The organism is Streptomyces cynarae (assembly GCF_025642135.1).
Classification (GTDB): Bacteria; Actinomycetota; Actinomycetes; order Streptomycetales; family Streptomycetaceae; genus Streptomyces; species Streptomyces cynarae.
In genome coordinates this window covers 5,939,680-5,965,543 of sequence record NZ_CP106793.1, presented here as the reverse complement: position 1 = coordinate 5,965,543, position 25,864 = coordinate 5,939,680, and the positions used below count along the sequence as shown (strand labels likewise).

Annotated in this window: 27 protein-coding genes and 2 pseudogenes; 7 read left to right on the top strand and 22 right to left on the bottom strand. The window is 70.0% G+C overall.

Annotated features, from left to right (window positions below; genetic code table 11):
• Position 1: 1 nt before the first annotated feature.
• Positions 2-331: an ATP/GTP-binding protein gene (locus N8I84_RS27265; protein WP_263232124.1), complete on the bottom strand. Its 330-nt coding sequence runs from the start codon at positions 329-331 to the stop codon at positions 2-4.
• A 221-nt stretch (positions 332-552) separates the two neighbouring features.
• On the opposite strand from N8I84_RS27265, the gene N8I84_RS27260 reads away from it, so the two are divergent.
• Positions 553-1,581, top strand: a complete 1,029-nt coding sequence (locus N8I84_RS27260) for an LLM class flavin-dependent oxidoreductase (RefSeq protein ID WP_263232123.1) — start codon at positions 553-555, stop codon at positions 1,579-1,581.
• Positions 1,582-1,701: 120 nt separating this feature from the next.
• On the opposite strand, the gene N8I84_RS27255 is transcribed toward N8I84_RS27260, so the two are convergent.
• A complete protein-coding gene (locus N8I84_RS27255; protein ID WP_263232122.1) occupies positions 1,702-2,094 on the bottom strand; it encodes an SCO5389 family protein in 393 nt (130 codons plus the stop codon).
• Between the two features lie 281 nt (positions 2,095-2,375).
• On the opposite strand from N8I84_RS27255, the gene nucS reads away from it, so the two are divergent.
• Positions 2,376-3,047: an endonuclease NucS gene (gene nucS / locus N8I84_RS27250; RefSeq protein WP_103838620.1), complete on the top strand. Its 672-nt coding sequence runs from the start codon at positions 2,376-2,378 to the stop codon at positions 3,045-3,047.
• Positions 3,048-3,135: 88 nt separating this feature from the next.
• On the opposite strand, the pseudogene N8I84_RS27245 reads toward nucS, so the two are convergent.
• The 4 genes and pseudogenes from N8I84_RS27245 to N8I84_RS27230 form a co-directional block, all read right to left on the bottom strand.
• Positions 3,136-5,603, bottom strand: a pseudogene (locus tag N8I84_RS27245) (ATP-binding protein).
• Between the two features lie 292 nt (positions 5,604-5,895).
• Positions 5,896-6,219 carry an STAS domain-containing protein gene (locus N8I84_RS27240; protein ID WP_103838618.1) on the bottom strand — a complete coding sequence of 108 codons (324 nt, stop codon included), beginning with the start codon at positions 6,217-6,219 and terminating at the stop codon, positions 5,896-5,898.
• 145 nt (positions 6,220-6,364) lie between these two features.
• Positions 6,365-7,213, bottom strand: a complete 849-nt coding sequence (locus N8I84_RS27235; RefSeq protein ID WP_263232121.1) for a 3-hydroxyacyl-CoA dehydrogenase family protein — start codon at positions 7,211-7,213, stop codon at positions 6,365-6,367.
• A 123-nt stretch (positions 7,214-7,336) separates the two neighbouring features.
• The gene (locus tag N8I84_RS27230) at positions 7,337-7,978 is read right to left on the bottom strand and encodes a TetR/AcrR family transcriptional regulator (RefSeq protein ID WP_263232120.1); all 642 of its coding nucleotides are present in this window, start codon (positions 7,976-7,978) and stop codon (positions 7,337-7,339) included.
• A 79-nt stretch (positions 7,979-8,057) separates the two neighbouring features.
• Here N8I84_RS27230 and N8I84_RS27225 point away from each other — a divergent pair, with 79 nt between their 5' ends.
• The 3 genes from N8I84_RS27225 to N8I84_RS27215 are packed head-to-tail and all read left to right on the top strand — an operon-like array spanning position 8,058 to position 10,185.
• Positions 8,058-8,840, top strand: a complete 783-nt coding sequence (locus N8I84_RS27225; RefSeq protein WP_263232119.1) for an ABC transporter ATP-binding protein — start codon at positions 8,058-8,060, stop codon at positions 8,838-8,840.
• Positions 8,841-8,849: 9 nt separating this feature from the next.
• Complete coding sequence (locus tag N8I84_RS27220; RefSeq protein ID WP_263232118.1) at positions 8,850-9,599, top strand: ABC transporter permease; 750 nt, start codon at positions 8,850-8,852, stop codon at positions 9,597-9,599.
• 13 nt (positions 9,600-9,612) lie between these two features.
• Positions 9,613-10,185: a cob(I)yrinic acid a,c-diamide adenosyltransferase gene (locus N8I84_RS27215; RefSeq protein ID WP_263232117.1), complete on the top strand. Its 573-nt coding sequence runs from the start codon at positions 9,613-9,615 to the stop codon at positions 10,183-10,185.
• A 52-nt stretch (positions 10,186-10,237) separates the two neighbouring features.
• Here the strand turns inward: N8I84_RS27215 and N8I84_RS27210 are convergent, their stop codons facing one another.
• The 5 genes from N8I84_RS27210 to N8I84_RS27190 form a co-directional block, all read right to left on the bottom strand.
• Complete coding sequence (locus N8I84_RS27210; protein ID WP_263232116.1) at positions 10,238-10,471, bottom strand: hypothetical protein; 234 nt, start codon at positions 10,469-10,471, stop codon at positions 10,238-10,240.
• A complete protein-coding gene (locus N8I84_RS27205) occupies positions 10,471-10,893 on the bottom strand; it encodes a hypothetical protein (protein WP_263232115.1) in 423 nt (140 codons plus the stop codon). Before N8I84_RS27205 ends, N8I84_RS27210 begins: the two co-directional genes overlap by 1 nt.
• 49 nt (positions 10,894-10,942) lie before the next feature.
• Positions 10,943-12,406 (bottom strand): sensor histidine kinase, encoded by a 1,464-nt coding sequence (locus tag N8I84_RS27200; RefSeq protein ID WP_263232114.1) that lies wholly within the window; start codon positions 12,404-12,406, stop codon positions 10,943-10,945.
• Positions 12,403-13,092, bottom strand: a complete 690-nt coding sequence (locus tag N8I84_RS27195; protein WP_263232113.1) for a response regulator transcription factor — start codon at positions 13,090-13,092, stop codon at positions 12,403-12,405. Before N8I84_RS27195 ends, N8I84_RS27200 begins: the two co-directional genes overlap by 4 nt.
• An 84-nt stretch (positions 13,093-13,176) precedes the next feature.
• On the bottom strand, positions 13,177-13,344 hold the full coding sequence (locus N8I84_RS27190; RefSeq protein ID WP_263232112.1) for a type II toxin-antitoxin system RelE family toxin: 168 nt from the start codon (positions 13,342-13,344) through the stop codon (positions 13,177-13,179).
• On the opposite strand from N8I84_RS27190, the pseudogene N8I84_RS27185 reads away from it, so the two are divergent.
• Both N8I84_RS27185 and N8I84_RS27180 read left to right on the top strand, forming a co-directional pair.
• Positions 13,294-13,806 (top strand): annotated as a pseudogene (locus N8I84_RS27185) (LuxR C-terminal-related transcriptional regulator); the annotation flags it as partial. The gene N8I84_RS27190 and the pseudogene N8I84_RS27185 sit on opposite strands and share 51 nt — an antisense overlap.
• A gap of 50 nt (positions 13,807-13,856) precedes the next feature.
• Complete coding sequence (locus tag N8I84_RS27180) at positions 13,857-15,686, top strand: glycoside hydrolase family 18 chitinase (protein ID WP_263232111.1); 1,830 nt, start codon at positions 13,857-13,859, stop codon at positions 15,684-15,686.
• A 67-nt stretch (positions 15,687-15,753) separates the two neighbouring features.
• Here the strand turns inward: N8I84_RS27180 and N8I84_RS27175 are convergent, their stop codons facing one another.
• The 11 genes from N8I84_RS27175 to N8I84_RS27125 form a co-directional block, all read right to left on the bottom strand.
• Positions 15,754-16,200, bottom strand: a complete 447-nt coding sequence (locus tag N8I84_RS27175; RefSeq protein ID WP_200419341.1) for a DUF2550 domain-containing protein — start codon at positions 16,198-16,200, stop codon at positions 15,754-15,756.
• Between the two features lie 158 nt (positions 16,201-16,358).
• On the bottom strand, positions 16,359-16,736 hold the full coding sequence (locus N8I84_RS27170; RefSeq protein ID WP_103838606.1) for a F0F1 ATP synthase subunit epsilon: 378 nt from the start codon (positions 16,734-16,736) through the stop codon (positions 16,359-16,361).
• A gap of 175 nt (positions 16,737-16,911) precedes the next feature.
• Positions 16,912-18,348 (bottom strand): F0F1 ATP synthase subunit beta, encoded by a 1,437-nt coding sequence (atpD, locus tag N8I84_RS27165; protein ID WP_263232110.1) that lies wholly within the window; start codon positions 18,346-18,348, stop codon positions 16,912-16,914.
• Positions 18,348-19,268, bottom strand: a complete 921-nt coding sequence (locus N8I84_RS27160; RefSeq protein WP_200419339.1) for a F0F1 ATP synthase subunit gamma — start codon at positions 19,266-19,268, stop codon at positions 18,348-18,350. The genes atpD and N8I84_RS27160 overlap by 1 nt, the downstream gene beginning before the upstream one ends.
• A 21-nt stretch (positions 19,269-19,289) precedes the next feature.
• Positions 19,290-20,882, bottom strand: coding sequence for a F0F1 ATP synthase subunit alpha (gene atpA / locus N8I84_RS27155; RefSeq protein ID WP_263232109.1), 1,593 nt, complete (start codon positions 20,880-20,882; stop codon positions 19,290-19,292).
• A gap of 122 nt (positions 20,883-21,004) precedes the next feature.
• Entirely contained in the window at positions 21,005-21,820 is an 816-nt protein-coding gene (locus N8I84_RS27150) for a F0F1 ATP synthase subunit delta (RefSeq protein ID WP_263232108.1), read from the bottom strand.
• The gene (locus N8I84_RS27145) at positions 21,817-22,368 is read right to left on the bottom strand and encodes a F0F1 ATP synthase subunit B (protein WP_263232107.1); all 552 of its coding nucleotides are present in this window, start codon (positions 22,366-22,368) and stop codon (positions 21,817-21,819) included. Before N8I84_RS27145 ends, N8I84_RS27150 begins: the two co-directional genes overlap by 4 nt.
• Positions 22,369-22,413: 45 nt before the next feature.
• Positions 22,414-22,653: an ATP synthase F0 subunit C gene (atpE, locus tag N8I84_RS27140; protein WP_018571456.1), complete on the bottom strand. Its 240-nt coding sequence runs from the start codon at positions 22,651-22,653 to the stop codon at positions 22,414-22,416.
• Between the two features lie 78 nt (positions 22,654-22,731).
• Positions 22,732-23,550, bottom strand: coding sequence for a F0F1 ATP synthase subunit A (gene atpB, locus N8I84_RS27135; RefSeq protein WP_200419335.1), 819 nt, complete (start codon positions 23,548-23,550; stop codon positions 22,732-22,734).
• 225 nt (positions 23,551-23,775) lie between these two features.
• Positions 23,776-24,213, bottom strand: coding sequence for a hypothetical protein (locus N8I84_RS27130; protein ID WP_263232106.1), 438 nt, complete (start codon positions 24,211-24,213; stop codon positions 23,776-23,778).
• Positions 24,214-24,511: 298 nt separating this feature from the next.
• Positions 24,512-25,852 (bottom strand): MraY family glycosyltransferase, encoded by a 1,341-nt coding sequence (locus N8I84_RS27125; RefSeq protein WP_263232105.1) that lies wholly within the window; start codon positions 25,850-25,852, stop codon positions 24,512-24,514.
• Between the last annotated feature and the right edge of the window lie 12 nt (positions 25,853-25,864).

The following is a 25,864-nucleotide window of genomic DNA, read 5'->3' as shown; positions in this document are numbered from 1 at the left end:
CTCAGTACTTCGGCGCGTTACGGGACCGCTGCACCCGCGTGGTGCGGCGGTCCTTCGCGTTCCAGCAGGACTTGTGCCAGTGCCGGCGTTCGTCCACCCCCGCGAACGCGGGCCAGGCCACCACGTGCGGGACGCCCGAGGAGATCACCTGGTCGCAGCCGGGGCACCGGTAGGTCTTGCCCTCGGCGCTCGCGCCCGCCACATGGCGCACGCTCCACTCCTCGCCCTGCCAGCTCTCGGTGGACTGCCAGCCGCCGTACCGCTCCCTGTCGTCGTCCGCACTCCGGCCGGACGAGCCTGGGCCCTTGGGTCGGTTGCGACGCGGGGACACGGGACACCTCACAGGGCTATACAGGGAGCAGCGGCCGTATCCAGCCTACGCGGCACCGACAGGGGTACGCGTACGTCACCGACTCCACGGATCCGCCCTCCCATCGGCTCATTCGGCAGACAATCCGCAAATCTCTCCGCCAACCCGTGACTTGGGCACATGTCAGGCAGTTATGCCCCGTGGGGGAGCTCCGCGTCGGAGCCAGGAAAGCAGGAAGTGCGATGCGCGTTGGAAGTTTTGTACTGGCGGCCCAGTTTCCGGGACAGGGCCAGGGGGAGGCGCTGCACCGCGCGGTGCGGTCGGCCGAGGCCGCCGAGGAGGCGGGCCTGGACACGGTGTGGCTGGCCGAGCACCACTTCGTGCCGTACGGGACCTGCCCGTCGGCGATCACGCTGGCAGCCCTCCTGCTGGGCCGCACCCGCCGGATCCGGGTCGGCACGGCGGTGAGCGTCCTGCCCACCGCGCATCCGGTCGCACTCGGCGAGCAGGCCGCGCTGCTGCACATCGCCTCCGGCGGGCGGTTCTCGCTCGGGGTGGGGCGCGGCGGACCGTGGGTGGACCTGGAGGTGTTCGGCGCGGGCCTTGAGGCGTACGAGACGGGCTTCCCGGAATCACTCGATCTGCTGGTGCGCTGGCTGCGCGAACCGTCCGTCGCCGCCGCGGGGGAACGATTCACCTTCCGTGAAGTCCCGGTCGTCCCGCGCCCGTCGGAGTCGCTCACGGACGCCGAGGGCCCGGAGGTCGTCGTCGCCTGCACCTCGCCGGCGAGCGTACGGCTGGCGGCCGAGCGGGGGCTGCCGATGCTGCTCGGCATGCACGTGGGGGACGAGGAGAAGGCGGACATGGTCGCGCTGTGGCGGAGTCACGCGCAGGCGGCCGGAGTCGGCGGCGACACGATCGCCGGCGCCGCCCATGTCTCGGCGGGCGTCTGCCAGATCGCCGACCGGCGCACCGACGCCGTCGAGGCGCTGACGAAGGCGATGCCAGGCTGGCTGAAACAGGGGCTCGACGCGCATGTGACGGTGGACGGGCGGGCCCGCGCGATGCGGGACCCGCTCGCGTACACCGAACTGCTCTGCGGGTTGCACCCGGTGGGCACCCCGCGCCTGTGCGCCGACCGGCTCGCGGCGACCTCCGAGCGGACCGGCATCACACGCTTCGCGCTGCTCGTCGAGGGCTCCGGCGACCTTGCGGCGACGGTGGAGAACGTCCGCAGGCTGGGCGCCGAGGTACTCCCCCACCTCCGCTGAACCACCGGGCGGGTCACGGATGCGGGAGCTCGCCGCTTTGCTGCGCACGCGGGAGCTTGCCGCTCCGAAACCGGTGCACTTCCCGCGTGCGGAGCGGCAAGCCGTACGAATCTGCGGGTCTCAGCAGTCGCGCAGCTCCGGTGACTGGTTGAGGAGCTGGCTGCGGACCGAGGTGAAGCGGGCCAACGTGTCGTCCACCGAGGAGTCCAGCGGGAACACCGCCACTCGGTGGCAGTTCTGGAACGCCAGGCGCACTCCGAAGTGCCGCTGCAACGCGCCGCGTATCGCGTCGCTCGCGAGCGCGCGCAGCAGCTGTCCACGTGCCTGCTCGTCCGGCGGGGGCGTCTGGTTGTCGGCGAAGTCACCGCCGTCGACCTTCAGCTGGGCCACCAGGGAGCTGATCATCTCCCACGCATAGGGCAGGGAGGTCCGGACGCAGTCGACGAAATCGGCTTCGTCGACCTCGCCTCGCTCGGCCTGTTCGAGTAGGGCCGGTGAGACGTCGAGCGACATGGGTTCTCCTCTCGCACCCCGAGACAACAGGGGTTGATGGACAGGTAAGGGAGTTCGCAATATCGAACACGCTGAGTACACACTTCGCGACCTCCCGTTTACTACGGTAGGCAACCGCCGATGACGGCACCAGGAAAATGCGAACACAGCGAAATCCCACTGGGCACACAACCAGCCATTGCCGAACGGGGGCATCTCGGGAAAAAGGGGGGAGCCCCGGGGGCCGGCTCGCTCAAGGTCGAATCGCGTGCGGACGGGGGCGTCGAGTAGCGTTGCCGACCATGCGTCTCGTCATTGCCCGGTGCTCCGTCGACTACGCGGGCCGTCTCACCGCTCACCTCCCCTCCGCTCCCCGCCTGATCCTGGTGAAGGCGGACGGAAGCGTCTCGATCCACGCGGACGACCGTGCCTACAAGCCCCTCAACTGGATGTCGCCGCCCTGCACGCTGAAGGAGGGTTCGGGCGACGAGGAGGGTGTGTGGACCGTGATCAACAAGACGGGCGAGAAACTGATCATCACGATGGAGGAGATCCTCCACGACTCCTCGCATGAACTCGGCGTCGACCCGGGGCTGATCAAGGACGGCGTGGAAGCGCACCTTCAGGAACTGCTCGCCGACCGGATCGAGACCCTCGGTGAGGGCTACACGCTGATCCGCCGCGAGTACATGACGGCGATCGGGCCGGTGGACATCCTGTGCCGGGACGCCGAGGGGCAGACCGTGGCGGTGGAGATCAAACGGCGCGGCGAGATCGACGGCGTGGAACAGCTCACGCGCTACCTGGAGCTCCTGAACCGGGACCCGCACCTCGCGCCGGTGCGCGGCATCTTCGCGGCCCAGGAGATCAAGCCGCAGGCCCGCGTGCTGGCCACGGACCGCGGGATCAGCTGTGCGGTGCTGGACTACGACGCCCTGAGGGGCATCGAGGACGACAAGCTCCGCTTGTTCTGAGGCGATTCGTGATTCGTCCCGAGGGACGGTACGACGGCAGAGGGCCGGGTCCGGGAGGCGGACCCGGCCCTCTTGCGTCGCCGGGGCGCTACATCACCGTGCCGGTGCTGCTCGGGGTGCCGGAGGCGGAGGTGGCGGGGGCACTTGCCGAACTGCTTGACGTGGCAGGGGCGCTGGAGGCGGGGCCGCTGGCCGAGTTGGAGGTGCTCGGCGTGCTCGCGGTGGGCGCCGGGGACGTGGACGTGGTCGGCCCGGAGCTCGTGGGGGTCTGAGTCGGGGTGGGGCTCGACGTCCTCGTAGGCGACGTCGACGGCTTCGTGGGCGGCGTGGACGGCGGCTTCGACGGCGACTTCGGGGGAGTGGACCCCTGCGTCCCCGTCGGGTTGCCCGAGGGCACGTCACCGGTGCTGCCCGGCGTCGGGCTGCCCGCAGTACCGGGCGTGCCGGTTCCGCCGGGAGCCTTCGCCGTCGCCGCGCCCACCGAGCCCGAACCGGCCTTGCCGCCCGAGTCGTCGCCCGCCTTGTCCGCTCCCAAGCCTGCGCCGTCCGTGCCCTGGCTTGCCGAAGGGCCCACGCGGACCTGGTCCGCCGGGGCCTTGCCGTCGTCGTTCGACGTCATGCCGAGCGTGACCACCGTGCCGAGCACCGCGACAAGGGCCGCGCCCGCACCCGCGGCCACCAGGTTGCGCCGGGTGCCCTTGCCCACGCCTCGCAGGCCGCCGGACGGGCGGGCGGCGCCTGCCGGGTGAGCAGGGTCCCCATGTCGTCGGAGGGCGTGGGCGCCAGGAAGCCGGTCGGCGGGGTCGGTACCGCGGGCAGCTCCACACCGGGCGGCGTCTCTCCGGACCGGTCGGCGACCAGGGCAAGGGCGCGCCGCCCCGCGACCGTGCCGCGCTTGTCGGCGAGGGCGCCGCGCAGCCCGATGGACGCCTCCAGCTCGGCCCGCGCCCGGTCGAGCTGTCCGCCGCAGAGCGCGAAGACGCCCAGCTCGTGGTGGAAGTAGGCCTGCTCCCCGACCTGCCCGGCCAGCCGGGACGCCTCCGCGCCTGAGCGCAGTGCCCGCTCCCAGGCGCCCCAGTGCAGCCCCGCGGCCAGCGCGGGCGCCGCCTGCCGGGCAAGTCGCACCGCCGCGCTGTCCTCGCCCTCGGGGGGCGGGGAGGTGGCGGGTACGAGGGCGGTCAGCGCGGCCAGTATGGCGTCGGCCTCCGCGGAGACCCTCTCGGGCGTGACCGAGGGGTGCCCGGCCCACCAGGAGTAGTGCTGGGCGGCCTTGAGCGCGTACTCCTCCGCGCCGGTCGCGTATCCGGCGGCCTCCAGCTGGGTCAGCACTCCGGCCGCGAGCCGGTAGCGGGAGCCGACCGGGGAGACCAGGGCGCAGCCGACGAGTTCGGCGAGCGCCGCGTCCGCGTGGGTGTCGTCGACGAGGGCCGGCAGATGCGTCTGGTGCGGCACCTCTCCCCCGAGCGCGACCGCGAACTTCAGCGTCTCGCGCGCCGAGGCGCTGAGCCGGGAGGCGAGCAGCGGGGCGGGCGCGGCGGCCTCGGCGAGTGACGGCAGCGGCACGTCACGGTCGTCCCCGGCGTCGAAGGGCGCGTCGACAGGGACGTCGACGTCCTGGAAGACGCCGAACTCGTCGACGGCGCCCTCGTCGGCCCGCTGCCGGTCGCGCTGCCTGAGCAGCGCCCCGGCCTGCACGAAGCGCAGCGGCAGTCCCTCGGACTCGAACCACAGGTCGCCCGCCCAGTTCGCCTCGTCCTCGGTGAGGTCGCGGCCGACCGCGTGTTCGAGAAGTTCCAGGCCTCCGGAGCGGGCGAGCCCGCCGAGGAAGACCTCCTCCACGTGCGAGTCGGCGGAGGGCGCGGGCACGTCGGGCGTGGCGGAGAGCAGGAACGCGCACTCGGGTGTGGCGTCCAGCAGCTCGTCGAGCGCGCTGCCGCCGAACTCCAGGTCGTCCAGGACGACGACGGCCCCGATCTCGCGGACGTACCCGAGCAGCTCCTCCCGGTCGGGCCGGTGCCGAGGCGCCTTGTGGACGGCAGCGAAGAGGTCGTACAGCAGGTCGCCGGTGGTGCGCCGGTAGCCGGTCAGACGTACGACGCCGTCGGGCGCGAGATCCACGCAGTCCTCGGCGACGACGTCGAGGAGCGTAGTGCGACCGGAGCCGGAGGGTCCGGTGAGCCGGACCGAGCGGCCGCGGGCGAGCAGCCGCACCAGCCGCTCGCGCTCCTCCTGGCGCTCGAGCAGCGGCAGCCGTGCCTGCGAGGGTCCGGGCGGTACGGGCGGCCTGGCGGCACGCTCGCGGCCGCTGCGCTCGTCGGCGGTGTACTTGGCCGGGCGCGCGGGGCGCTCCCCGGGAGGGCAGACCTCGATCTCGCTGCCGTCGACGGGGTTGACGGTGAGCAGGAAGTCGCCCGCCACGAGCTGGACGGTACGGGCGAGTGCCGGTGCCGGCTGTCCGAAGTCGGGTGTGATGGGGTCCCGCGGCGGTCGCCGGCCCGGCGCGTCGCCAGCGCCGTCCCGGCCGTACTGCTCGGGTCCCGGGTTGTTCGGGTCCATAGGTCCAAGCCCCCCCAAAAGCGTCGTGTGCCTGAGCCCCTCCCGGCCTTGCCGCACACTGCGCTGTCGCTTCTGGTCCGGTGCCCGCTCGTGGGCCTGAGGGCGGCGGGCAGCCGAACCCTAAACCTTCGGTCAGTATCTCCGACAGGCCGGGGTACCGCGCCGTCCGAGACATCACAGTCTCGTGAGGATTGCGCGCGACGCACGTTTCGTCGGCGTTCACCCCTGGGGGCCGATCTCCGGGTCACCCGCCTGGCGCCGGCGAAACCCGTGCCGTCGGGTCACCGCCCGGTCAGACCCGGGGCAGTGACTCCACCCCGATGCCGCCCTCGATGGCCAGGATCCGGTGCAGTCGGGTGGCCACCAGCAGGCGCTGCATCTGCGGCGGAACACCGCGCAGCACCAGCCGTCGGCCGCACCGCCCGGCCCGTCGGTGGGCCCCCATGATCACCCCGAGCCCGGTGGCGTCCCAGGAGTCCAGTTCGGACAGGTCGAGCACCAGGTCGCCGACGCCGTCGTCGACGGCCGAGTGCAGGACCGTACGGGCGTCCGCCGCGCTGTGGACGTCGAGGCGGCCCCCGACGACCAGCTCGGCGTGGTCGCCCCTGATGTGCATATGCGCTCCCCGAGAGTGCGTCGCTGTGTACTCCGCGTTGTGGTTGTGCAACGTCTGACTGCCTGGAGAGCGGCCAGGTTGCCGATCGTTGGCGAACCGATACCGAATTCACCCGGGAGGGTGATCCCCGAGGGGGCCCGCGGTGTCAGTACGTGTAGAAGCCCTGCCCGCTCTTGCGACCGATGTCACCCGCGTCAACCATCCGGCGCATCAGCTCGGGCGGAGCGAACTTCTCGTCCTGGGTCTCGGTGTAGATGTTGCCGGTGGCGTGCAGCAGGATGTCGACGCCGGTGAGGTCGGCGGTGGCCAGGGGTCCCATGGCGTGGCCGAAGCCCAGCTTGCAGGCGAGGTCGATGTCCTCGGCGGTGGCCACGCCCGATTCGTACAGCTTGGTGGCCTCGACGACGAGTGCCGAGATGAGACGGGTCGTCACGAAACCGGCGACGTCGCGGTTGACGACGATACAGGTCTTGCCGACGGACTCCGCGAACTCGCGGGCGGTGGCCAGGGTTTCGTCGCTCGTCTTGTAGCCGCGGACGAGTTCGACGAGCTGCATCATCGGAACCGGCGAGAAGAAGTGCACGCCGACGACGCGCTCCGGGTGCTCGGTGGCCGCCGCGATCTTGGTGATCGGGATGGCGGAGGTGTTGGACGCGAGCACGGCGTCCTCGCGTACGAGCTTGTCGAGCGTCCGGAAGATCTCGTGCTTGACCTCGAGCTTCTCGAAGACGGCCTCGATGACGACGTCCGCGTCGGCGGCGGCGTCGAGGTCGGTGGTCGCGGTGATGCGGGCGAGCGCCGCGTCGGCGTCCTGCGCCTCCAGCTTGCCCTTGCTCACGAACTTGTCGTACGACGCCTTGATGGCGTCCGTGCCACGGTTCAGCGCCTCGTCCGTGACGTCCCTGAGGATGACGTCCCAGCCGGCCTGGGCCGATACCTGGGCAATACCAGAACCCATGAGTCCGGCCCCGATGACGGCAAGCTTCCGTGCCACTGTGCGACTCCCCTGACGCGCCTTCTATGCCTCTCTGGGCGGACACTAGCGCTCGTGAGGGCCGGTGTGACCGGTTAGTAACGCGCGTCACGTCTCAGATGACGGACATCACACCGGCACGGGTCATTCCGGGGCACGGACGGCGTACTTGAGCACCTTTTCGCTCAACAGCTCCTCCATCTCGTCGAGAAGCACGAGCACCTCGCGTGACACTTCGTCCGGATTGCGCCCGGCCATCATCTCCCGGCCGATGGCGGCCATGACCGTCTGGTGAACCCAGTTGACCTGACCGGCGATCAGGGTGGGCAGCGGGTCGTCGGGGGCGGCACCGGTCTCCTCACGCAGGGCGGCTTCGAGGTTGTCGAGGACCTCCTGGCCGATGGCCCACAGGCGGGACCGGAGAGCCGGGGCCTCGTGAATGACCCTCATGAAGCGGTCATATCCCTCCATCAGCCCCAATCGCGGCGACACCGCCGTGAGCTCGTCACGCAGTTCGCGCAGGACGGCCGCGGCGGCCGACTCACCCTTCTCGCGCCCGCGCACCCAGCGGGCCAGGCGGTCCACCACCCCCTTGGAGCGGTCGAGGAACAGGTCCTCCTTGGCGGGGAAGTAGTTGTAGACGGTGTTGACGGAGACGTCCGCCGCTTCCGCGATCTCCGCGACCGTCACCGCGTCGAAGCCGCGCTCCAGGAACAGGCCCGTGGCGACATCGGAGATGTACTGCCGGGTCTGCCGCTTCTTCCGCTCCCTGAGCCCCTCTGCCATACCTCGATCCTAGCTTCGCTGGGGCATCTCAAATCTTGGAGTCATTGCAAACTTTCATGGATTCTGTTTTTCTGGGGCCATGACCATCATCAGTACGGCCGGTCTGGCCCGTACCTTCCAGACCAAGCGGGGCCCGGTGGAGGCGGTGCGGGGGATCGACCTCACCGTGCGGGAGGGCGAGATCCTCGGCTTCCTCGGACCCAACGGCGCGGGCAAGACGACGACCCTCCGCATGCTGACGACCCTGCTGAAACCCACCGGCGGCGCGGCGACCGTCGCCGGCTGCGACCTGGCCACGGACCCCGTCGGAGTGCGCAGGGCATGCGGGTATGTGGCGCAGTCCGGAGGCGTGGATCCGCAGATCACCGTGCGGGAGGAGCTGGTCACCCAGGGCCGCCTGTACCGCCTGCCGAAACATCAGGCAGTCGAGCGGGCCGACGAGTTGGCTCATGACCTCGACCTCACCGAACTGCTCGACCGCAGGACGGGCGCGCTCTCCGGCGGCCAGCGACGCCGCCTGGACATCGCGATGGCGCTCATGCACCGCCCGAAGGTGCTGTTCCTGGACGAGCCGACGACAGGACTGGACCCCGCCAGCCGCGCCGACCTGTGGGAGCTGGTCCGTCGACTGCGGGACCGGCACGAGACGACCGTCTTCCTGACCACTCACTACCTGGACGAGGCCGATGCCCTCGCCGACCGGCTCGTGGTCGTCGACCACGGCACGGTCGCCGCCGAGGGCACGCCGAGCGGGCTGAAGCTGGAGTACGGCGGCTCGATCGACGCCACGCTCCAGGACACGTTCCTCGCCATCACCGGACGCGGCCCCGCGCCGACGGACGCCGCCCCCGTAGCCGTATAGGACGATCAGATGCTTCTCCATGACACGGCCCTCATCTACGGCCGCTATCTCCGCCAGTCCCTGCGCTCCCGTTTCGCCCTGCTCTTCGGCGTGCTGACGCCGCTCCTGTACCTCCTCTTCTTCGGCCCGCTGCTCACCGACCTCCCGTTGGGCGAGGCGGGGAGCTCCTGGCAGGTGCTGGTTCCGGGGCTGCTGCTCCAACTCGGCCTGTTCGGCGCGCTGTTCGCGGGCTTCACGATCATCATGGAGAACGCCCAGGGGGTGGTGGAGCGGATGCGTGTGACCCCCGTCAGCCGCCTCGCCCTCCTCCTCGGCCGAGTCCTGCGTGACGCCACTGTCTTCGTCTTCCAAGCAGTGCTGCTGGTGCTCGCCGCGCTGGCGATGGGCCTGCGCGCACCGCTGCCGGGCATCCTGATCGGCTTCGCGTTCGTCGCCGTGCTCACGCTCTCGCTGGCCTCGCTGTCGTACGCGACGGCGATGAAGGTCCGTACCCCGCAGGAGTTCGGGCCGCTGATCAACGCGGTGTCGATGCCGTCGATGCTGCTGTCCGGCCTGATGCTCCCGATGACCCTCGCGCCCGGCTGGCTGGACGTGCTCTCGCACTTCGTCCCGTTCCGCTATCTGGTGGACGCGGTGCGCGACGCCTACGTCGGCCAGTACACGAGCGCGCACATGCTCTACGGCGTTCTCGTCGCCGTCGGCTCCGCGGCGCTCGCCGTGACGGTGGGCACACGGGTGTTCCGGACGGCCGGGGCGTAACTACGCTGGTCGCATGGTCAATCTCACGCGCATCTACACGCGGACCGGCGACAAGGGCACGACGCACCTCGGGGACATGAGCCGGGTGCCGAAGACCGACCTGCGGATCGCCGCGTACGCGGACGCCAACGAGGCGAACGCGGTGATCGGCACCGCGATCGCGCTGGGCGGGTTGAGCGACGCAGTTGTCAAGGTCCTCACCCGCGTGCAGAACGACCTGTTCGATGTGGGCGCGGACCTGTCGACGCCGGTGGTCGAGAACCCGGAGTTCGCGCCGCTGAGGGTCGAGCAGTTCTACATCGACCGGCTGGAGGCGGACTGCGACCGCTTCCTGGCCGACCTGGAGAAGCTGCGCTCGTTCATCCTGCCCGGCGGCACCCCCGGCGCGGCCCTGCTGCACCAGGCGTGCACGGTCGTACGACGTGCCGAGCGCTCCACGTGGGCCGCGCTGGAGGTCCACGGCGAGGTGATGAACCCCCTGACGGCCACGTATCTGAACCGGCTCTCGGACCTGCTGTTCATTCTCGCCCGGTACGCGAACAAGGAGACCGGGGACGTGCTGTGGGTGCCGGGCGGGGAGCGCTGAGCCGCGGGGCGCGCTCCCAGCCCTGAGCCGCGGGGCGCGCTCCCCGGCCCGGTCAGCGGCCGGTGCCGTCCTGGGACGCGTCCCGGTCCGCCTGCGCGAGCGCGGACTCCGCGGCGGCCACCTTCTTCTGCATGTCCGCCAACCCGGACGGGGCGGCGGACGGCGTCGCTGACGGGCCACCGGACGACACCGGCGTGGCCGCCGTCCCGTGGTCCCGGGCGCAGCCCGCGGTGAGGCCGACGAGGAGGGCCACCACGGGGGCGGCCGCCCGCAGCCCGCGACGCATCAGCTCGCCGCCTTGCCGTTGTCGTTGTCCGCGCACCACGTCTTGACCCCGGCCAGGTCCTTCTGCCGCTGCTGAAGCGTGGTCACCAGCGACTTGCGGAAGGTGAGCCGGTCCTGGAGATAGGTCGCGATCTCCTCGTGGCCCGCCTTCTTCGCGTTGTCCACGCGCTGCTGCAGCCGGGCGACGGAGCCCTTGACGCCCGCTCCGCCCTCCAGCCGCTTCAGCGCGCGGTCGATGCGCCGGTCGATCTTCGGCACCCGCTTGCACAGCGCCTTCGCCCCGTCGCCCTTGGGCGCCGCCTCGGCCGTGTGCGCGGACGCGGGCGCGGGTGACGTCTCCGCGGCGGCCGCCCCGGTCCCGCTCACCAGCAGCACGGCCGTGGCAAGACCCGCGAGCAGGGTGCGCCGTCGTCGTACGTCCATGTCCTCCTCCGTTCCCGGACGGCCCGTCGTCCGTCCGACGCCGCGGAGGCTAGGAGCCGTCTTTGTGGGAACTCTGTGACCGGTTTGCCCCTGCTGTACCGATCAGCCAGTCCCGCCGTGCGGGCAGCGCCCCGCCCGCCCTGGGCAGCCGTACCTCGAAGCGCGCCCCCGCCCCGTCCGGGCCGTCCGTCACCGTGACGCTCCCCCGGTGCAGCGCCGCCTGCTGCGCGACCAGGGTGAGGCCGAGCCCGGAGCCAGCACTGTCCGGCCCCCGCTGGAACCGTTCGAAGATCCGGGCGCGGGCCTCGATCGGGACCCCGGGCCCCTGGTCGTCCACCGTGATCACGACCTCTTGGCCGTCTTCCTGTACGCCGACCGTCACGGCCGCCCCGCCCTGCCCGTCCCGTCCGTGGGCCAGCGCGTTGGCGAGCAGGTTGTCGAGCAGCAGCCGCAGTCCGGGCTCCCAGCCGTGCACGGTGAGCCCCGGCTGCGCGCTCGACGTGATGCGGGCGTCCGGGGCGCGGCGCCGGGCCTCGGCGACCGCCGCGTCCGCGGCCTCCGTCACGTCGACCGCGCGGAACGCTTCCTCCTCCACCAGGTCCCCACGCCCCAGCTGGCGCAGCATCACCAGCAGTCCGAGCAGCCGGGCGTGCTCGCGGCGCAGGTCGGTGAGGACTTCCGTGCGGTCCGGCTCCGGCAGGTCGGGGTGGTCGGCGAGGATGTCGAGGTTGGTGCCCATGCTCATCAGCGGGGTGCGCAGTTCATGGGAGGCGGCGGCGGAGAAGGAGCGGGCGGTGTCCAGGGCCTCGGCGGTGCGGGCGGCCTGTTCGTCGTAGCGGGCGAGGACGGTGCGCAGGGTGGCCGCGAGTTCGTCGACCTCCTTCACGCCGGTCGGCTCGTGGCGCAGCCGGGTGGTGCTGGTGCGGGGGTCGAGGCCCGCGGTACGGCGGCCGAGGCGGCGCAGCGGGCCGGTGGCGCCGGTGGCGAGGCCCCAGGCGAGCAGGCCGGACAGGGGCGCGGCGAGCAGCGCGGTCATGACGACGCGGCGCCGGACGAGGCGGAGTTGGGTGCGGTCGGCGGTGTCGGGCTGGAAGACCCACAGGGTGCCGGAGACCTGCGGGCCCTCGATCGGCTTGGACAGGGCCCGCCAGCTGCGGCCGGCGTCCCGGACGGTGACCGGCGCGGTGGCCTCGGCCGGCAGGGCGACCGAGGCGTCGGGCTGGGGCCCGCCGCTGAAGGTGGCGTCCGGTCCGACGACGCGTACGCCGACGTCGAGGGCCGCGGTGTAGAGCCGGCGTTCGCGGGTGTCGGCCGCCTTGGGCCGACCGGCGGCGGCCGCGCGCAGCAGGGAGCGTGCGTCCGGGGCCACGGCGGCGGCCCGGGTGCGCAGATGGCGGTCCTCCTCCTGGTGCAGGTCGCGGGCGACCAGGCGCAGCAACAGCCAGCCGGAGGCCAGCACGAGAAGCGGGACGGTCAGTCCCACGGCGAGTCCGATACGGGTGGACAGTCTCACGGCTGTTCCCTCAGGACGAAGCCCACGCCGCGCACGGTGTGGATCAGCCGTGGCCGCCCCTGTGCCTCCAGCTTGCGCCGCAGATAGCTGACGAAGGTGTCGACGGCGTCGGTGCGGACGTCGAAGTCGTAGCCCCATACGCGTTCCAGGAGCTGGTCGCGGGTGAGGACGAGGCCGACGTTGCGGGCGAGCACCTCGAGGAGTTCGAACTCGCGCCGCGTCAGCTCCAGTGGACGGCCGTCGCGGTGGGCGGTGCGGGCCGCCGGGTCGATCACCAGGTCGGCCACGCGCAGCACGTCCCGGTCGGCGGGCGGGCGACGGCGCAGCAGGGCGCGTAGCCTGAGGACGAGTTCCTGGAGGGCGAAGGGTTTGACGAGGTAGTCGTCGCCGCCCGCCTGGAGGCCGGCTATGCGGTCGGCGGTCTCGTCCAGCGCGGAGAGCATGAGGACGGGCAGGTCCTGGCCGTCGTCGCGGAGCCGGGTGCACACCTCGATGCCGCTCATACCCGGCATCGACACATCGAGGACGAGCACGTCGGGCGGTGCGTCCCGGATGACGGCGAGCGCCTCGGCCCCGCCCTCGGCGGTCCGCACCCGGAACCCGCTGAGCCTGAGGCCGCGCTCCAGCGAGCGCCGGATGGCCGCGTCGTCGTCCACGACCAGCACCGCCCCGACCGCGTCGCCCATACACCCTCCCTTGACCGCCTGTCGCCGGGTCAGCGTACGGCGCGGCGTCGGACCGGTGGCAGCGGTGTCCGGGCTCCGCCGGCTTCAGAGTCGACGGTGGACCTCCCGACGATGGCCCACTTCGCCGACGAGGACGACGAGCTTGCCGTCATCGATCACGTAGGCGATCCGGCACGCGCCCACGCGGAGCCGGTAGAGGTCGTCGTGCCCGGGGGACTTCTTCACGTCCGCGTCCTCGCCTTCGACCTGCACGAGTACGTCTTCGGCGCGCTGCGGGCCGGCGCGGCCGGCTTCCTGTCGAGGAACGCGGAGGCGAAGGACCTCATCGAGGCCGTGCGGACGGTGGCGCGCGGCGAGGGGCTGATCCCTCCCCCGGTGACGCGGCGGCGGATCGCGGAGCTGGCCACGGGGCCGGTACAGGAGCCCAGGACGGATCCGGCCGTCCTCGACGTCCTCACCCGGCGCGAGCGCGAGGCGCTGTCGTGCCTCGGTGAGGGGCTGTCCAACGCCGAGACGGCGAGGCGCCTGGACATGGCCGAGGCCACCGTGAAGACCCACGTCAGTCGTCTCCTCGGAAGGCTGGGGCTGCGCAGCCGGGTCCAAGCCGCGGTTCTGGCGCAGGAGTTGGGGATCCAGCGCACCGACCGTCACAGTGGTCCAGACCTATTGACCTATGGTCCAGACCTTTCTATTCTCGCGGCACCGTGGGTGTGAAGGCTCAGTCATGCCCACCACTCCCCATCCCCAAGACAGGGAGGCGCAGCATGCGCTTCAGACACAGAGCCGCGGCAGGGTTCGCGACCCTGTTGCTCCCACTGGCCGGGCTCGTCGGACTCGCCGCAGGTCCCGCCCAGGCCGCCTCGACCGCCACCGCCACCTATGCCAAGACGCAGGACTGGGGCACCGGCTTCGAAGGCAAGTGGACGGTGCAGAACACCGGCTCCACGACCATCAGCTCGTGGACCGTCGAGTGGGACTTCCCCTCCGGCACGTCCGTCACCTCGGCGTGGGACGCGGACGTCACCAACTCCGGCACCCACTGGACCGCCAAGAACAAGTCCTACAACGGCACCCTCGCCCCCGGCGCCTCCGTCTCCTTCGGCTTCAACGGCAGCGGCTCCGGCTCACCGTCCAACTGCAAGCTCAACGGCGGCAGCTGTGACGGCGGCACGACCGTCCCCGGCGACAACCCGCCCTCCGCACCCGGCACCCCCACCGCCTCGAGCATCACCGACACCTCGGTCAAGCTCGGTTGGAGCGCGGCCACCGACGACAAGGGCGTCAAGAACTACGACGTCCTGCGCGACGGCAAGACCGTCGCGACCGTGACGGCCACCTCGTACACGGACACCGGTCTGACCGCCGGCACCGACTACTCCTACACCGTCCAGGCCCGTGACACCGCCGACCAGACCGGTCCGGCCAGCGGCGCGGTCGCCGTGCACACCACCGGGGGCACCACCACTCCCCCGACCACCGGCGACAAGGTCAAGCTCGGCTACTTCACCGAGTGGGGCATCTACGGCCGCAACTACAACGTCAAGAACCTGGTGACGTCCGGGTCGGCCGCGAAGATCACGCACATCAACTACGCCTTCGGCAACGTCACCGGCGGCAAGTGCGCGATCGGCGACTCCTACGCCGACTACGACAAGGCGTTCACCGCCGACCAGTCCGTCAACGGCGTCGCCGACACCTGGGACCAGCCGCTGCGCGGCAACTTCAACCAGCTGCGCGAGCTGAAGGCCAAGTACCCGCACCTCAAGGTGCTGTGGTCCTTCGGCGGCTGGACCTGGTCCGGCGGCTTCGCGGACGCTGCCAAGGACCCTGCGGGCTTCGCCCAGTCCTGCTACGACCTGGTGCACGACCCGCGCTGGGCCGACGTCTTCGACGGCATCGACATCGACTGGGAGTACCCGAACGCCTGCGGCCTGTCCTGCGACACCAGCGGCGCTGCGGCCTTCAAGAACGTGATGGCCGCGCTGCGCGCCAAGTTCGGCTCCTCCGCCCTGGTCACCGCGGCGGTCACCGCCGACGGCTCCTCGGGCGGCAAGATCGAGGCCGCCGACTACGCGGGCGCCGCGAGTTACGTTAACTGGTACAACGTGATGACGTACGACTTCTTCGGCGCCTGGGACGCGCAGGGCCCCACGGCCCCGCACTCCCCGCTCACGTCGTACAGCGGCATCCCGAAGGCCGGTTTCACCACGGCCGACGCGATAGCCAAGTACAAGGCGATCGGTGTGCCCGCCAAGAAACTCCTCGTCGGCATCGGCTTCTACGGCCGCGGCTGGACCGGCGTGACCCAGGACGCCCCGGGCGGCACGGCCACGGGCCCGGCGGCCGGCACGTACGAGCAGGGCATCGAGGACTACAAGGTGCTCAAGACGTCCTGCCCGGCCACGGGCACCATCGCGGGGACGGCGTACGCACACTGCGGCAGCAACTGGTGGTCGTACGACACCCCGGCCACCATCGGGACGAAGATGGCATGGGCCAAGAACCAGGGGCTCGGCGGTGCCTTCTTCTGGGAGTTCAGCGGCGACACCAGCAATGGTGAGCTGGTGAGCGCCCTCAGCAACGGGCTGTCGTAAACCTGACCGAAGGGTCAAGTCGATGTTCACCCTCCCCCGGGCTTCTTTCGGGGGAGGGTGAATGCTGCTACGCCACATTCACCCGCTGTCCGGGAGGTGCGGCTTCCAGCCACGCCAGGAACCCGGTCAGCGCGTCCTCGCTCATCGCCAGTTCCAGACGGGTGCCCCGGTGGTGGCAGGCGAGGACCACCGCGTCGGACAGCAGCGCCAGCTCCTCCTCGCCCTCGGGAGCGCGCCGGCCGGCCACCTCGATCGCCGAGCGCTCCAGGACCCGGCGCGGGCGCGGGGCGTAGGAGAAGACGCGGAACCATTCGATGCGGTCGCCGTTGTAGCGGGCGATGCCGTACCCCCAGCCCTTGCCGCTGGTGTCGGGCTCCTCGGGGACGTTCCACCTCAGGCTGCAGTCGAAGGTGCCGCCGGAGCGCTGGATGAGGCGGCGCCTGAGGCCGAAGACGAACAGCCCCACCAGTACGAGTGCCACGACCACTCCGCACACGCTCAGAGCGAGGACCATCGACACCGACCTCCTCGTCTCCTAGGTAACGGAACGGAAAAAACACCCGGATTTGCCTCAGCCGCGGCCGGCACCGGATCACTCCGGGCCGACCGCGGCTGAGTCACGTCATAGAAAGCGCTCCCCCAGAGCCTAGACGGCCTGGGAGGCACCCCCGGTCAGCGCGCTGCCTGTGCCGCCCGCAGGCGGACATCCGCGCGCCGCTCGGCGACGGCGTCGTCCTCCGCCTTCGCGCGCTCGAGCTCTCGCTCGACGCGCTGGACGTCGATCTCGTCCGACAGCTCGGCGACCTCGGCCAGCAGCGACAGCTTGTTGTCCGCGAACGAGATGAAACCGCCGTGCACCGCGGCGACGACCGTTCCACCATCACTCGTACGGATGGTCACCGGGCCCGACTCCAGCACACCGAGCAGCGGCTGGTGACCGGGCATGACGCCGATGTCGCCGGACGTGGTGCGCGCGACGACCAGGGTGGCCTCGCCGGACCAGACCTGGCGGTCGGCGGCGACCAGCTCGACATGCAGCTCAGCAGCCAAGGGTGGCTCCTCGGGTCACCACCCGGCGGTCGCCGGGTGTTGGTCTGAATTCTAGTAGGCGTAAGGAGAGGGGCGGACCGCACCCCGCGGGCAAGCCCGCGAAACGCTTCTCCACCCCTCACACCAAGAGGCGGTACCTGTGGCGGGCCCGGTTCGAGCCCGCCACAGGCGACCGTCAGGAGACGCCCAGCTCCTTGGCGTTCTTCTTCAGGTCCTCGAGACCACCGCACATGAAGAACGCCTGCTCCGGGAAGTGGTCGAAGTCGCCGTCGATGATCGCGTTGAACGCCGCGATCGACTCGTCCAGCGGCACGTCCGACCCGTCGACGCCGGTGAACTGCTTGGCGACGTGGGTGTTCTGGGACAGGAAGCGCTCCACACGGCGGGCCCGGTGGACGACGAGCTTGTCCTCCTCGCCGAGCTCGTCGATACCGAGGATCGCGATGATGTCCTGGAGGTCCTTGTACTTCTGCAGGACCGTCTTGACGCGCATGGCCGCGTTGTAGTGGTCCTGCGCGATGTAGCGCGGGTCCAGGATGCGGGACGTGGAGTCCAGCGGGTCCACGGCCGGGTAGATGCCCTTCTCGGAGATCGGACGGGACAGAACCGTCGTCGCGTCGAGGTGGGCGAACGTGGTGGCCGGGGCCGGGTCGGTCAGGTCGTCGGCGGGGACGTAGATCGCCTGCATGGAGGTGATCGAGTGACCGCGGGTCGAGGTGATGCGCTCCTGCAGGATGCCCATCTCGTCGGCCAGGTTCGGCTGGTAACCCACCGCGGACGGCATACGGCCGAGGAGCGTGGAGACCTCGGAACCGGCCTGGGTGAAGCGGAAGATGTTGTCGATGAAGAACAGCACGTCCTGCTTCTGGACGTCGCGGAAGTACTCCGCCATCGTCAGACCCGCGAGGGCCACGCGCAGACGGGTGCCCGGCGGCTCGTCCATCTGACCGAAGACCAGCGCGGTCTTGTCGATGACGCCGGACTCGGACATCTCCTGGATGAGGTCGTTGCCCTCACGGGTGCGCTCACCGACACCGGCGAACACGGAGACACCGTCGTGGTTGTTGGCGACGCGGTAGATCATCTCCTGGATGAGCACCGTCTTGCCGACGCCGGCGCCGCCGAACAGACCGATCTTGCCGCCCTTGACGTACGGGGTCAGCAGGTCGATGACCTTGATGCCGGTCTCGAACATCTCGGTCTTCGACTCGAGCTGGTCGAAGTTCGGGGCCTTGCGGTGGATGGTCCAGCGCTCGCCGTCGTACTTCTCGTCGACGTTCAGGACCTCACCGATGGTGTTGAACACCTTGCCCTTGGTGAAGTCGCCGACCGGCACGGAGATCGAGGCGCCGGTGTCGGTCACCGGGGCCTGGCGGACCAGACCGTCGGTGGGCTGCATCGAGATCGCGCGGACCATGCCGTCACCCAGGTGCTGGGCGACCTCCAGGGTCAGCGTCTTCTTCTCGCCCGGGTTCGCCGGGTCGGAGACCTCGACGTGGAGGGCGTTGTAGATGTCCGGGATCGCGTCGACGGGGAACTCCACGTCGACGACCGGGCCGATGACCCGCGCGACGCGGCCCGTCGCCGTGGCCGTCTCAACAGTGGTGGTCATTAGTAGTCACTCCCCGCGGTCGCGTCGGCCAGGGCACTCGCGCCACCGACGATCTCGCTGATTTCCTGGGTGATTTCGGCCTGGCGGGCCGCGTTGGCAAGCCGGGACAGCGTCTCGATGAGCTCTCCGGCGTTGTCGGTGGCCGACTTCATCGCGCGCCGCGTGGCGGCGTGCTTCGAAGCGGCCGACTGGAGCAGCGCGTTGTAGATACGGCTCTCCACGTAGCGCGGCAGCAGGGCGTCGAGGACGTCCTCCGCCGATGGCTCGAAGTCGTACAGCGGCAGGATCTCGTCGCCCTTCGCCGCGGCCTCCTTGGCCACGTCGTCGAGGCTGAGCGGCAGCAGACGGGCGTCGAGCGCCGACTGCGTCATCATCGACACGAACTCCGTGTAGACGATGTGCAGCTCGTCCACGCCGCCGTCCGCCGTGTCCTTCTCGATGGCCTCGATCAGGGGGGCCGCGACCTTCTTGGCGTCCGCGTACGAGGGGTCGTCGGTGAAGCCTGTGAACGACTCCGCGATCTTGCGCTCACGGAAGTTGTAGTGGGCCACACCTCGCCGACCGACGATGTACGTGTCGACCTGCTTGCCCTCCCGCTCGAGCCGCTCGGTCAGCTGCTCCGCCGTCTTGATGGCGTTGGAGTTGAAGGCGCCGGCCAGGCCGCGGTCGCTCGTGAGGAGCAGGACCGCGGCACGGGTCGGGTTCTCCGACTCCGTCGTCAGCGGGTGCTTGGTGTTCGACCCCGTGGCGACCGCGGATACCGCGCGCGTCAGCTCGGTCGCGTACGGCGTGGAGGCCGCCACCTTGCGCTGCGCCTTGACGACGCGCGAGGCGGCGATCATCTCCATCGCCTTCGTGATCTTCTTGGTCGCGCTGACGGATCGGATGCGACGCTTGTAGACCCGGAGCTGGGCTCCCATGAGTCAGGTCCCTTCCTTACGTCACTTGGCGGCTGCGGCCGGGGTGTCCTCGCCGAGCAGCTTGCCGTCCGAGGTCTCGAACTGCTTCTTGAACTCCGCGACGGCGTCGTCGATCGCCTGGATGGTGTCGTCCGACATCTTGGCGCCCTCCTTGATGGAGGTCATCAGACCCTGCTCCTTGCGGTGCAGGTAGTCGAGGAGCTCCTTCTCGAAGCGGCGGATGTCGGCGACCGGAACGTCGTCCATACGGCCGTTGGTGCCGGCCCAGATGGAGACGACCTGGTCCTCGGTGGCCATCGGCTCGTACTGGTTCTGCTTCAGCAGCTCGACCATGCGCGAACCGCGCTCCAGCTGGGACTTCGACGCGGCGTCCAGGTCGGAACCGAAGGCGGCGAACGCCTCCAGCTCACGGAACTGGGCGAGGTCCACGCGCAGACGGCCGGAGACCTGGCGCATCGCCTTGTGCTGGGCGGAGCCACCGACGCGGGAGACCGAGATACCGACGTTCAGGGCCGGGCGCTGGCCGGCGTTGAACAGGTCGGACTCCAGGAAGCACTGGCCGTCGGTGATGGAGATGACGTTGGTCGGGATGAACGCCGAGACGTCGTTGGCCTTGGTCTCGACGATCGGCAGACCGGTCATCGAGCCGGCGCCCATGTCGTCGGAGAGCTTGGCGCAGCGCTCCAGCAGGCGGGAGTGCAGGTAGAAGACGTCGCCCGGGTAGGCCTCACGGCCCGGCGGACGGCGCAGCAGCAGGGACACGGCGCGGTAGGCGTCGGCCTGCTTCGACAGGTCGTCGAAGATGATCAGGACGTGCTTGCCCTGGTACATCCAGTGCTGGCCGATGGCGGAACCGGTGTACGGCGCCAGGTACTTGAAGCCGGCCGGGTCGGACGCCGGGGCGGCGACGATCGTGGTGTACTCCAGCGCGCCGTTCTCCTCCAGCGCGCGGCGGACGCCGGCGATGGTGGAGCCCTTCTGGCCGATGGCGACGTAGATGCAGCGGACCTGCTTCTTCGGGTCGCCGGTGCGCCAGTTGTCGCGCTGGTTGATGATCGTGTCGATCGCCAGGGCGGTCTTGCCGGTCTGGCGGTCACCGATGATCAGCTGACGCTGACCACGGCCGATCGGGGTCATCGCGTCGACGGCCTTGTAGCCCGTCTCCATCGGCTCGTGCACCGACTTGCGCTGCATGACCGTGGGGGCCTGCAGCTCGAGGGCGCGGCGACCCTCGGTCTCGATCTCGCCGAGGCCGTCGATCGGGTTGCCGAGCGGGTCGACGACGCGGCCGAGGTAGCCCTCGCCGACGGCCACGGAGAGCACCTCACCGGTGCGCTGCACCGGCTGCCCCTCCTCGATGCCGCTGAACTCACCGAGGACGATGGCACCGATCTCGCGCTCCTCGAGGTTGAGGGCGAGGCCGAGGGTGCCGTCCTCGAACTTCAGCAGCTCGTTGGCCATGGTCGAGGGCAGGCCCTCGACCTTCGCAATGCCGTCGCCGGCAAAGGTGACCGTGCCGACCTCCTCGCGCGAGGCCGCGTCCGGCTTGTACGCCTGGACAAAGTTCTCCAGCGCGTCCCGGATCTCCTCCGGCCGGATCGTGAGCTCCGCCATCTGGGTTCCCTGCTCTCCTTGTTGGGCCCGAAGTTTCTGTGGGGGTTCTGGGGGCGCCCCCCAGAAACTCTGCATCCTCTGCACGGCCCAACCCGGGCCGTAGTACTGCTTGTGGAGTTGTGCTAGCTCGCCATGCGGCGGCCGGCGTCCTCGAGTCGGTCCGCGATCGAACCGTTGATGACCTCGTCACCGACCTGCACCCGGATCCCGCCGACGACCTCGGGGTCGACGTCCAGGTTGAGGTGCATCTGGCGGCCGTAGAGCCCCGCCAGTGCGGCACCGAGGCGTCGCTTCTGGGAGTCGCTCAGCGGGACCGCCGAGGTGACGACGGCGACCAGGCGGTCACGGCGGGCGGCGGCCAGCTTGGACAGGGACTCGATTCCCGATTCCAGGCTACGTCCCCGCGGCGCGGTCACAAGGCGCGTGACCAGACGCTCGGTCGCGACGTCGGCGCGACCGCCGAGCAGCCGGTGCAGCAGCTCGATCTTGGCCGGGGTGCCGGCGGCACGGTCCGTGAGCGCGGAGCGCAGCTCCGTGTTCGAGGCGACGATCCGGGCGAACCGGAACAGCTCGTCCTCGACGTCGTCCAGCGTGCCCGCCTTCTCGGCGGCGGTGAGGTCGGCGAGGTTCGCCAGCTCCTCCAGCGCGTCGACCAGGTCGCGCGACTGCGACCAACGCGAGCGCACCATGCCGGACAGCAGGTCCACGACCGGCCCGCCGACCTGGCCGCCGAGCAGGCTCTGGGCCAGCCCTGCCTTGGCCTCGCCGGCCCGCGCCGGGTCGGTGAGGACCCGGCGCAGCGACACCTCGCGGTCGAGCAGCGCGGTGACGGCGGCCAGCTCGTCGGCGAGCTGCGCCGCGTCCACGGACGTCGCGTCCGTCAGCGCGTCGAGACGCTCGCGTGCGGCTGCCAGGGCCTCGCGGCTCGCTCCGTTCATCGCGCGGCCTCGGCCTTCTCCTCGAGCTCGTCGAGGAAGCGGTCGATCACGCGGCTCTGCCGGGCGTGGTCCTCGAGGGACTCGCCGACGAGCTTGCCGGCCAGCTCGGTGGCGAGCCTGCCGACGTCCTGCCGCAGGGTCTGCGAGGCGGCCTTGCGGTCGGCCTCGATCTGCGCGTGACCGGCGGCGATGATCTCCTCACGCTGCCGCTGGCCTTCCGCGCGCATCTCGGCGATGAGGGCGGCGCCCTGCTCCTGCGCCTCCTGGCGCAGCCGCGCGGCCTCGTGCCGGGCTTCGGCGAGCTGAGCCTTGTACTGCTCGAGCACGCTCTGGGCCTCGACCTTCATGGCGTCGGCCTCTTCGATGCCGCCTTCGATCGCCGCGCGACGCTCCTCCAGAACCTTGTTGATGTTCGGAAGCAGCTTCTTGCTGAGGAAGAAGAAGACGATGGCGAAGGTGACGAGGCCGATGACCAGTTCGGGGCCGGGCGGGATGAGCGGGTTCTGCTGCTCCTCCGCGGCCAGCATCAGCTGCTGTGTCAGCTGCATGTCATCAGTGCCTTTCCCTTGAGGGGGTGGGTCGCCGACCGCGGTTTACTTGTAGGTGTAAACGAACGGCATGACGATACCGATCAGGGCGAGCGCCTCGCAGAAGGCGAAGCCCAGGATCTGGTTGGCGCGGATCAGACCGGCGGCCTCGGGCTGACGGGCGAGGGCCTGGGTGCCGTTGCCGAAGATGATGCCGATGCCGATGCCGGGACCGATGGCGGCGAGGCCGTAGCCGACGGAGGCGATGGAGCCGGTGACGGCGGCAAGGGTCTCAGTGGCAGCCATGCTGATTCTTCCTTCTCTTTCAAGGACCGGTGGGGGTTGGCCACCGGACGTCTGGTGAGGAGCGTTCGGACGGGGGGCTCAGTGGTGCTCGGCGAGAGCGCCCTGAACGTAGGAGCAGGCCAGAAGGACGAAGACGTACGCCTGGACGGCCTGGACGAAGAGCTCGAACATGATCATGACCATGGCCATGACGAACGAGACGGCGCCGGCCGCGGCCAGCCAGCTGTTCATCAGGTACCAGCTGGCGACGGTGAACATCACGAGCAGCAGGTGACCGGCGAACATGTTGGCGAACAGTCGCACCGCGTGGGTGAACGGCCGGACCAGGACGTTCGAGAAGAACTCGATGGTCACGACGAGGGGCAGCACCGCGCCCAGCGACTTGTCGTAGCCGGTGAGGTTCTTCATGCCCCCGACGAAGCCGTGCTTGCGGAAGGTCAGGATCATCCACGTCAGGTACACGATCGCGGCGAGCGCGGCCGGGTAGGCGATGATCGACGTCACCGGGAACTGGGCGACCGGGATGATCGACCACAGGTTCATGATCCAGACGAAGAAGAAGATGGAGACCATGAGCGGGACGTACTTCTCGCCCTCGGTCTTGCCGAGCGTCTCGTAGACGATGCCGCGGCGCACGAAGTCGTAACCGGCCTCGCCGACCATCTGGAGCTTGCCCGGCACCACCTTGGCCTTGCTGAAGGCGGCCCAGAAGAAGCCGACGACGACGACGGTGGTCACCAGAGCCAGCAGCATCGGCTTGTCGAAGTCGATGCCGCCGACCGTGAACATCGGCTTGAAGATGAAGGAGTTCAGACCCGGCGAGGGAAAGCCGCAGCCGTTCTCGGCGAAGACGCGGCAACTCCAGTCAAAGGCGAGCGTGGTCTGGTCAGCACTCACCGCGGGCTCCTTCGGCGTGGCGCATGGATACGGCAACCTCGTTGTGTCGGCGCGGCGCGCAGCCGCGGATCGGCACCGGACTGGTGTTACGGATGTGGGGGCGGCTGAGGGGCATCGAGCCTCGCGTATGAGCAGGCGTCAGCTCAGGTGCCCGCGCCCGCGATGCCGCAGTTGGCACCGGACGATAGCAGGAGATCTCACACGTCTTTATCCCGGCCCTACCCCTCACGACGGGTGCCCCGTCTTCTGGGGGCTCTCGCCCTTCTGGGAGTCGGGTTCGACGTAGAAGATTTTGGCCTTCATGTGCGCCCGGGCCTGCGCGATCATCCACCCGACCGTCGCGGCGATGAGTGAGAACGCGAACGCCCTGCCGTTGAAGAGCGAGGTGCCCTTGAAGAGAGCCAGGAAGATCATGAGCAGGAGGAGCTGGGCGACGTAGAGCATGAGGCCCATCGCCTGGAAGAGCTGCGGGAGCGTCCTCGCCGTCCACTGCAGCACATACAGGCCGATCCCCATGAAGAGGATGGCGAGCACCGCGCCGACGGCCGCCCCGATAGCCCCCTTGCCGCCCGCGACGACCCCGCTGACAGCGACAGCGACGACGCCGATCGCTGCTACGGGCACAGCGATCTGCAGAAGGTTCCGGGCGTCATTGGACGGCATGGCGGCAACTCCGCTTTCACAGGGGGCAGGGTGTCGTCATGGACGAGCGTAGTCCCGGGCCGAGCGAAGTCCGCACGCCGAGGGGCCGTCGCATCCGGACCCTCCGGCTCTATCCCGGGGTTCTCGTGAACCGTATCACAAACTATTTGATGCGGTCTTTACCTAGGTGGTGTGCCAACTGTCACACATGAGAGTGAATCTGCCCGTCTGCGCGGACAGGGCGGCACCTTGTCTGGTATTGCGACGCTTTGTGCCCTCACGAAATGGCAACGCGCTCGCCAGATTCTTACCTTGCACGTCAGCGGGACGACTCCGCCCGGCGCCGGTCCATCCGCGCACGGGTGCCGATGGCCGTGGCTCCGTTGGCCCCCGAGACGCCTGCGACAACAGGGGTGCGGCGCTCCTCCTGCCGGGCCTGCCCGCCGCCCTCGGTGTATGCGGCGGCCGGCAGCGGCTTCGCGGCGGTGTCGCGCCGACGGCGGTAGCGCGGAGGCACGAAGGACTCGGCCCACTGCGGGGCGCGCGGCGTGAACCGCGGCAGCAGGAGCAGCACCAGACCGACCGCGCTGAGCATCACGATGCCGAGCACGATCCACATGGACGCGGAGTTCACGGAGTAGCCGAGGGTGCCGAAGGCGATGAGCGCCGACCAGAAGTACATGATCAGCACGGCGCGGCTGTGCGAGTGCCCGATCTCCAGCAGCCGGTGGTGCAGATGACCGCGGTCGGCGGCGAACGGGGACTGGCCGCGCCAGGTACGGCGCACGATCGCGAGGACCAGGTCCGCGGCCGGGACGGCGATGATCGTCAGCGGGAGCAGCAGCGGGATGTAGACGGGGACGGTCTGGTGGACCGTCGCGCGCTCGGAACCGGAGAAGAGGTTCATCGCGTCCGGGTCGACCTGCCCGGTGACCGAGATGGCGCCGGCGGCGAGCACGAGCCCGATCAGCATCGATCCCGAGTCGCCCATGAAGATCCGCGCAGGGTGCATGTTGTGCGGCAGGAAGCCCAGGCACATGCCCATCAGGACGGCCGCGAACAGGGTGGCGGGGGCGGCGGCCTCGAGTCCGTAGCCGTACCAGATCCGGTACGCGTACATGAAGAACGCCGCCGCCGCGATGCACACCATGCCGGCGGCGAGACCGTCGAGGCCGTCGACGAAGTTGACCGCGTTGATCGTGATGACGACCAGCGCCACGGTGAGCAGGGTGCCCTGCCAGGGGGTGAGCGAGACCGTGCCGACGCCCGGGACCGGCAGCCACAGGATGGTCAGACCCTGCATGACCATCACACCCGCGGCGATCATCTGGCCGCCCAGCTTGATCAGGGCGTCGATCTCGAACTTGTCGTCCAGCACACCGATCAGCCAGATGAGGGCCGCTCCGGAGAGCAGCGCCCGAGGCTCGTTGGACTTGGCGAAGACCTCGTTGAGGTTCTTGAGGTGGTCGGCGACCAGCAGGCCCGCGCACAGGCCGAAGAACATGGCGATCCCGCCGAGCCGGGGCGTCGGTTCCCGGTGCACGTCCCGGGCCCGGATCTCCGGCATCGCTCCTGCCACGATCGCGAATTTGCGTACCGGCCCTGTCAGCAGATACGTCACCGCGGCCGTGATGCAGAGCGTCAGCAGGTATTCACGCACGGGCTTCCCCAC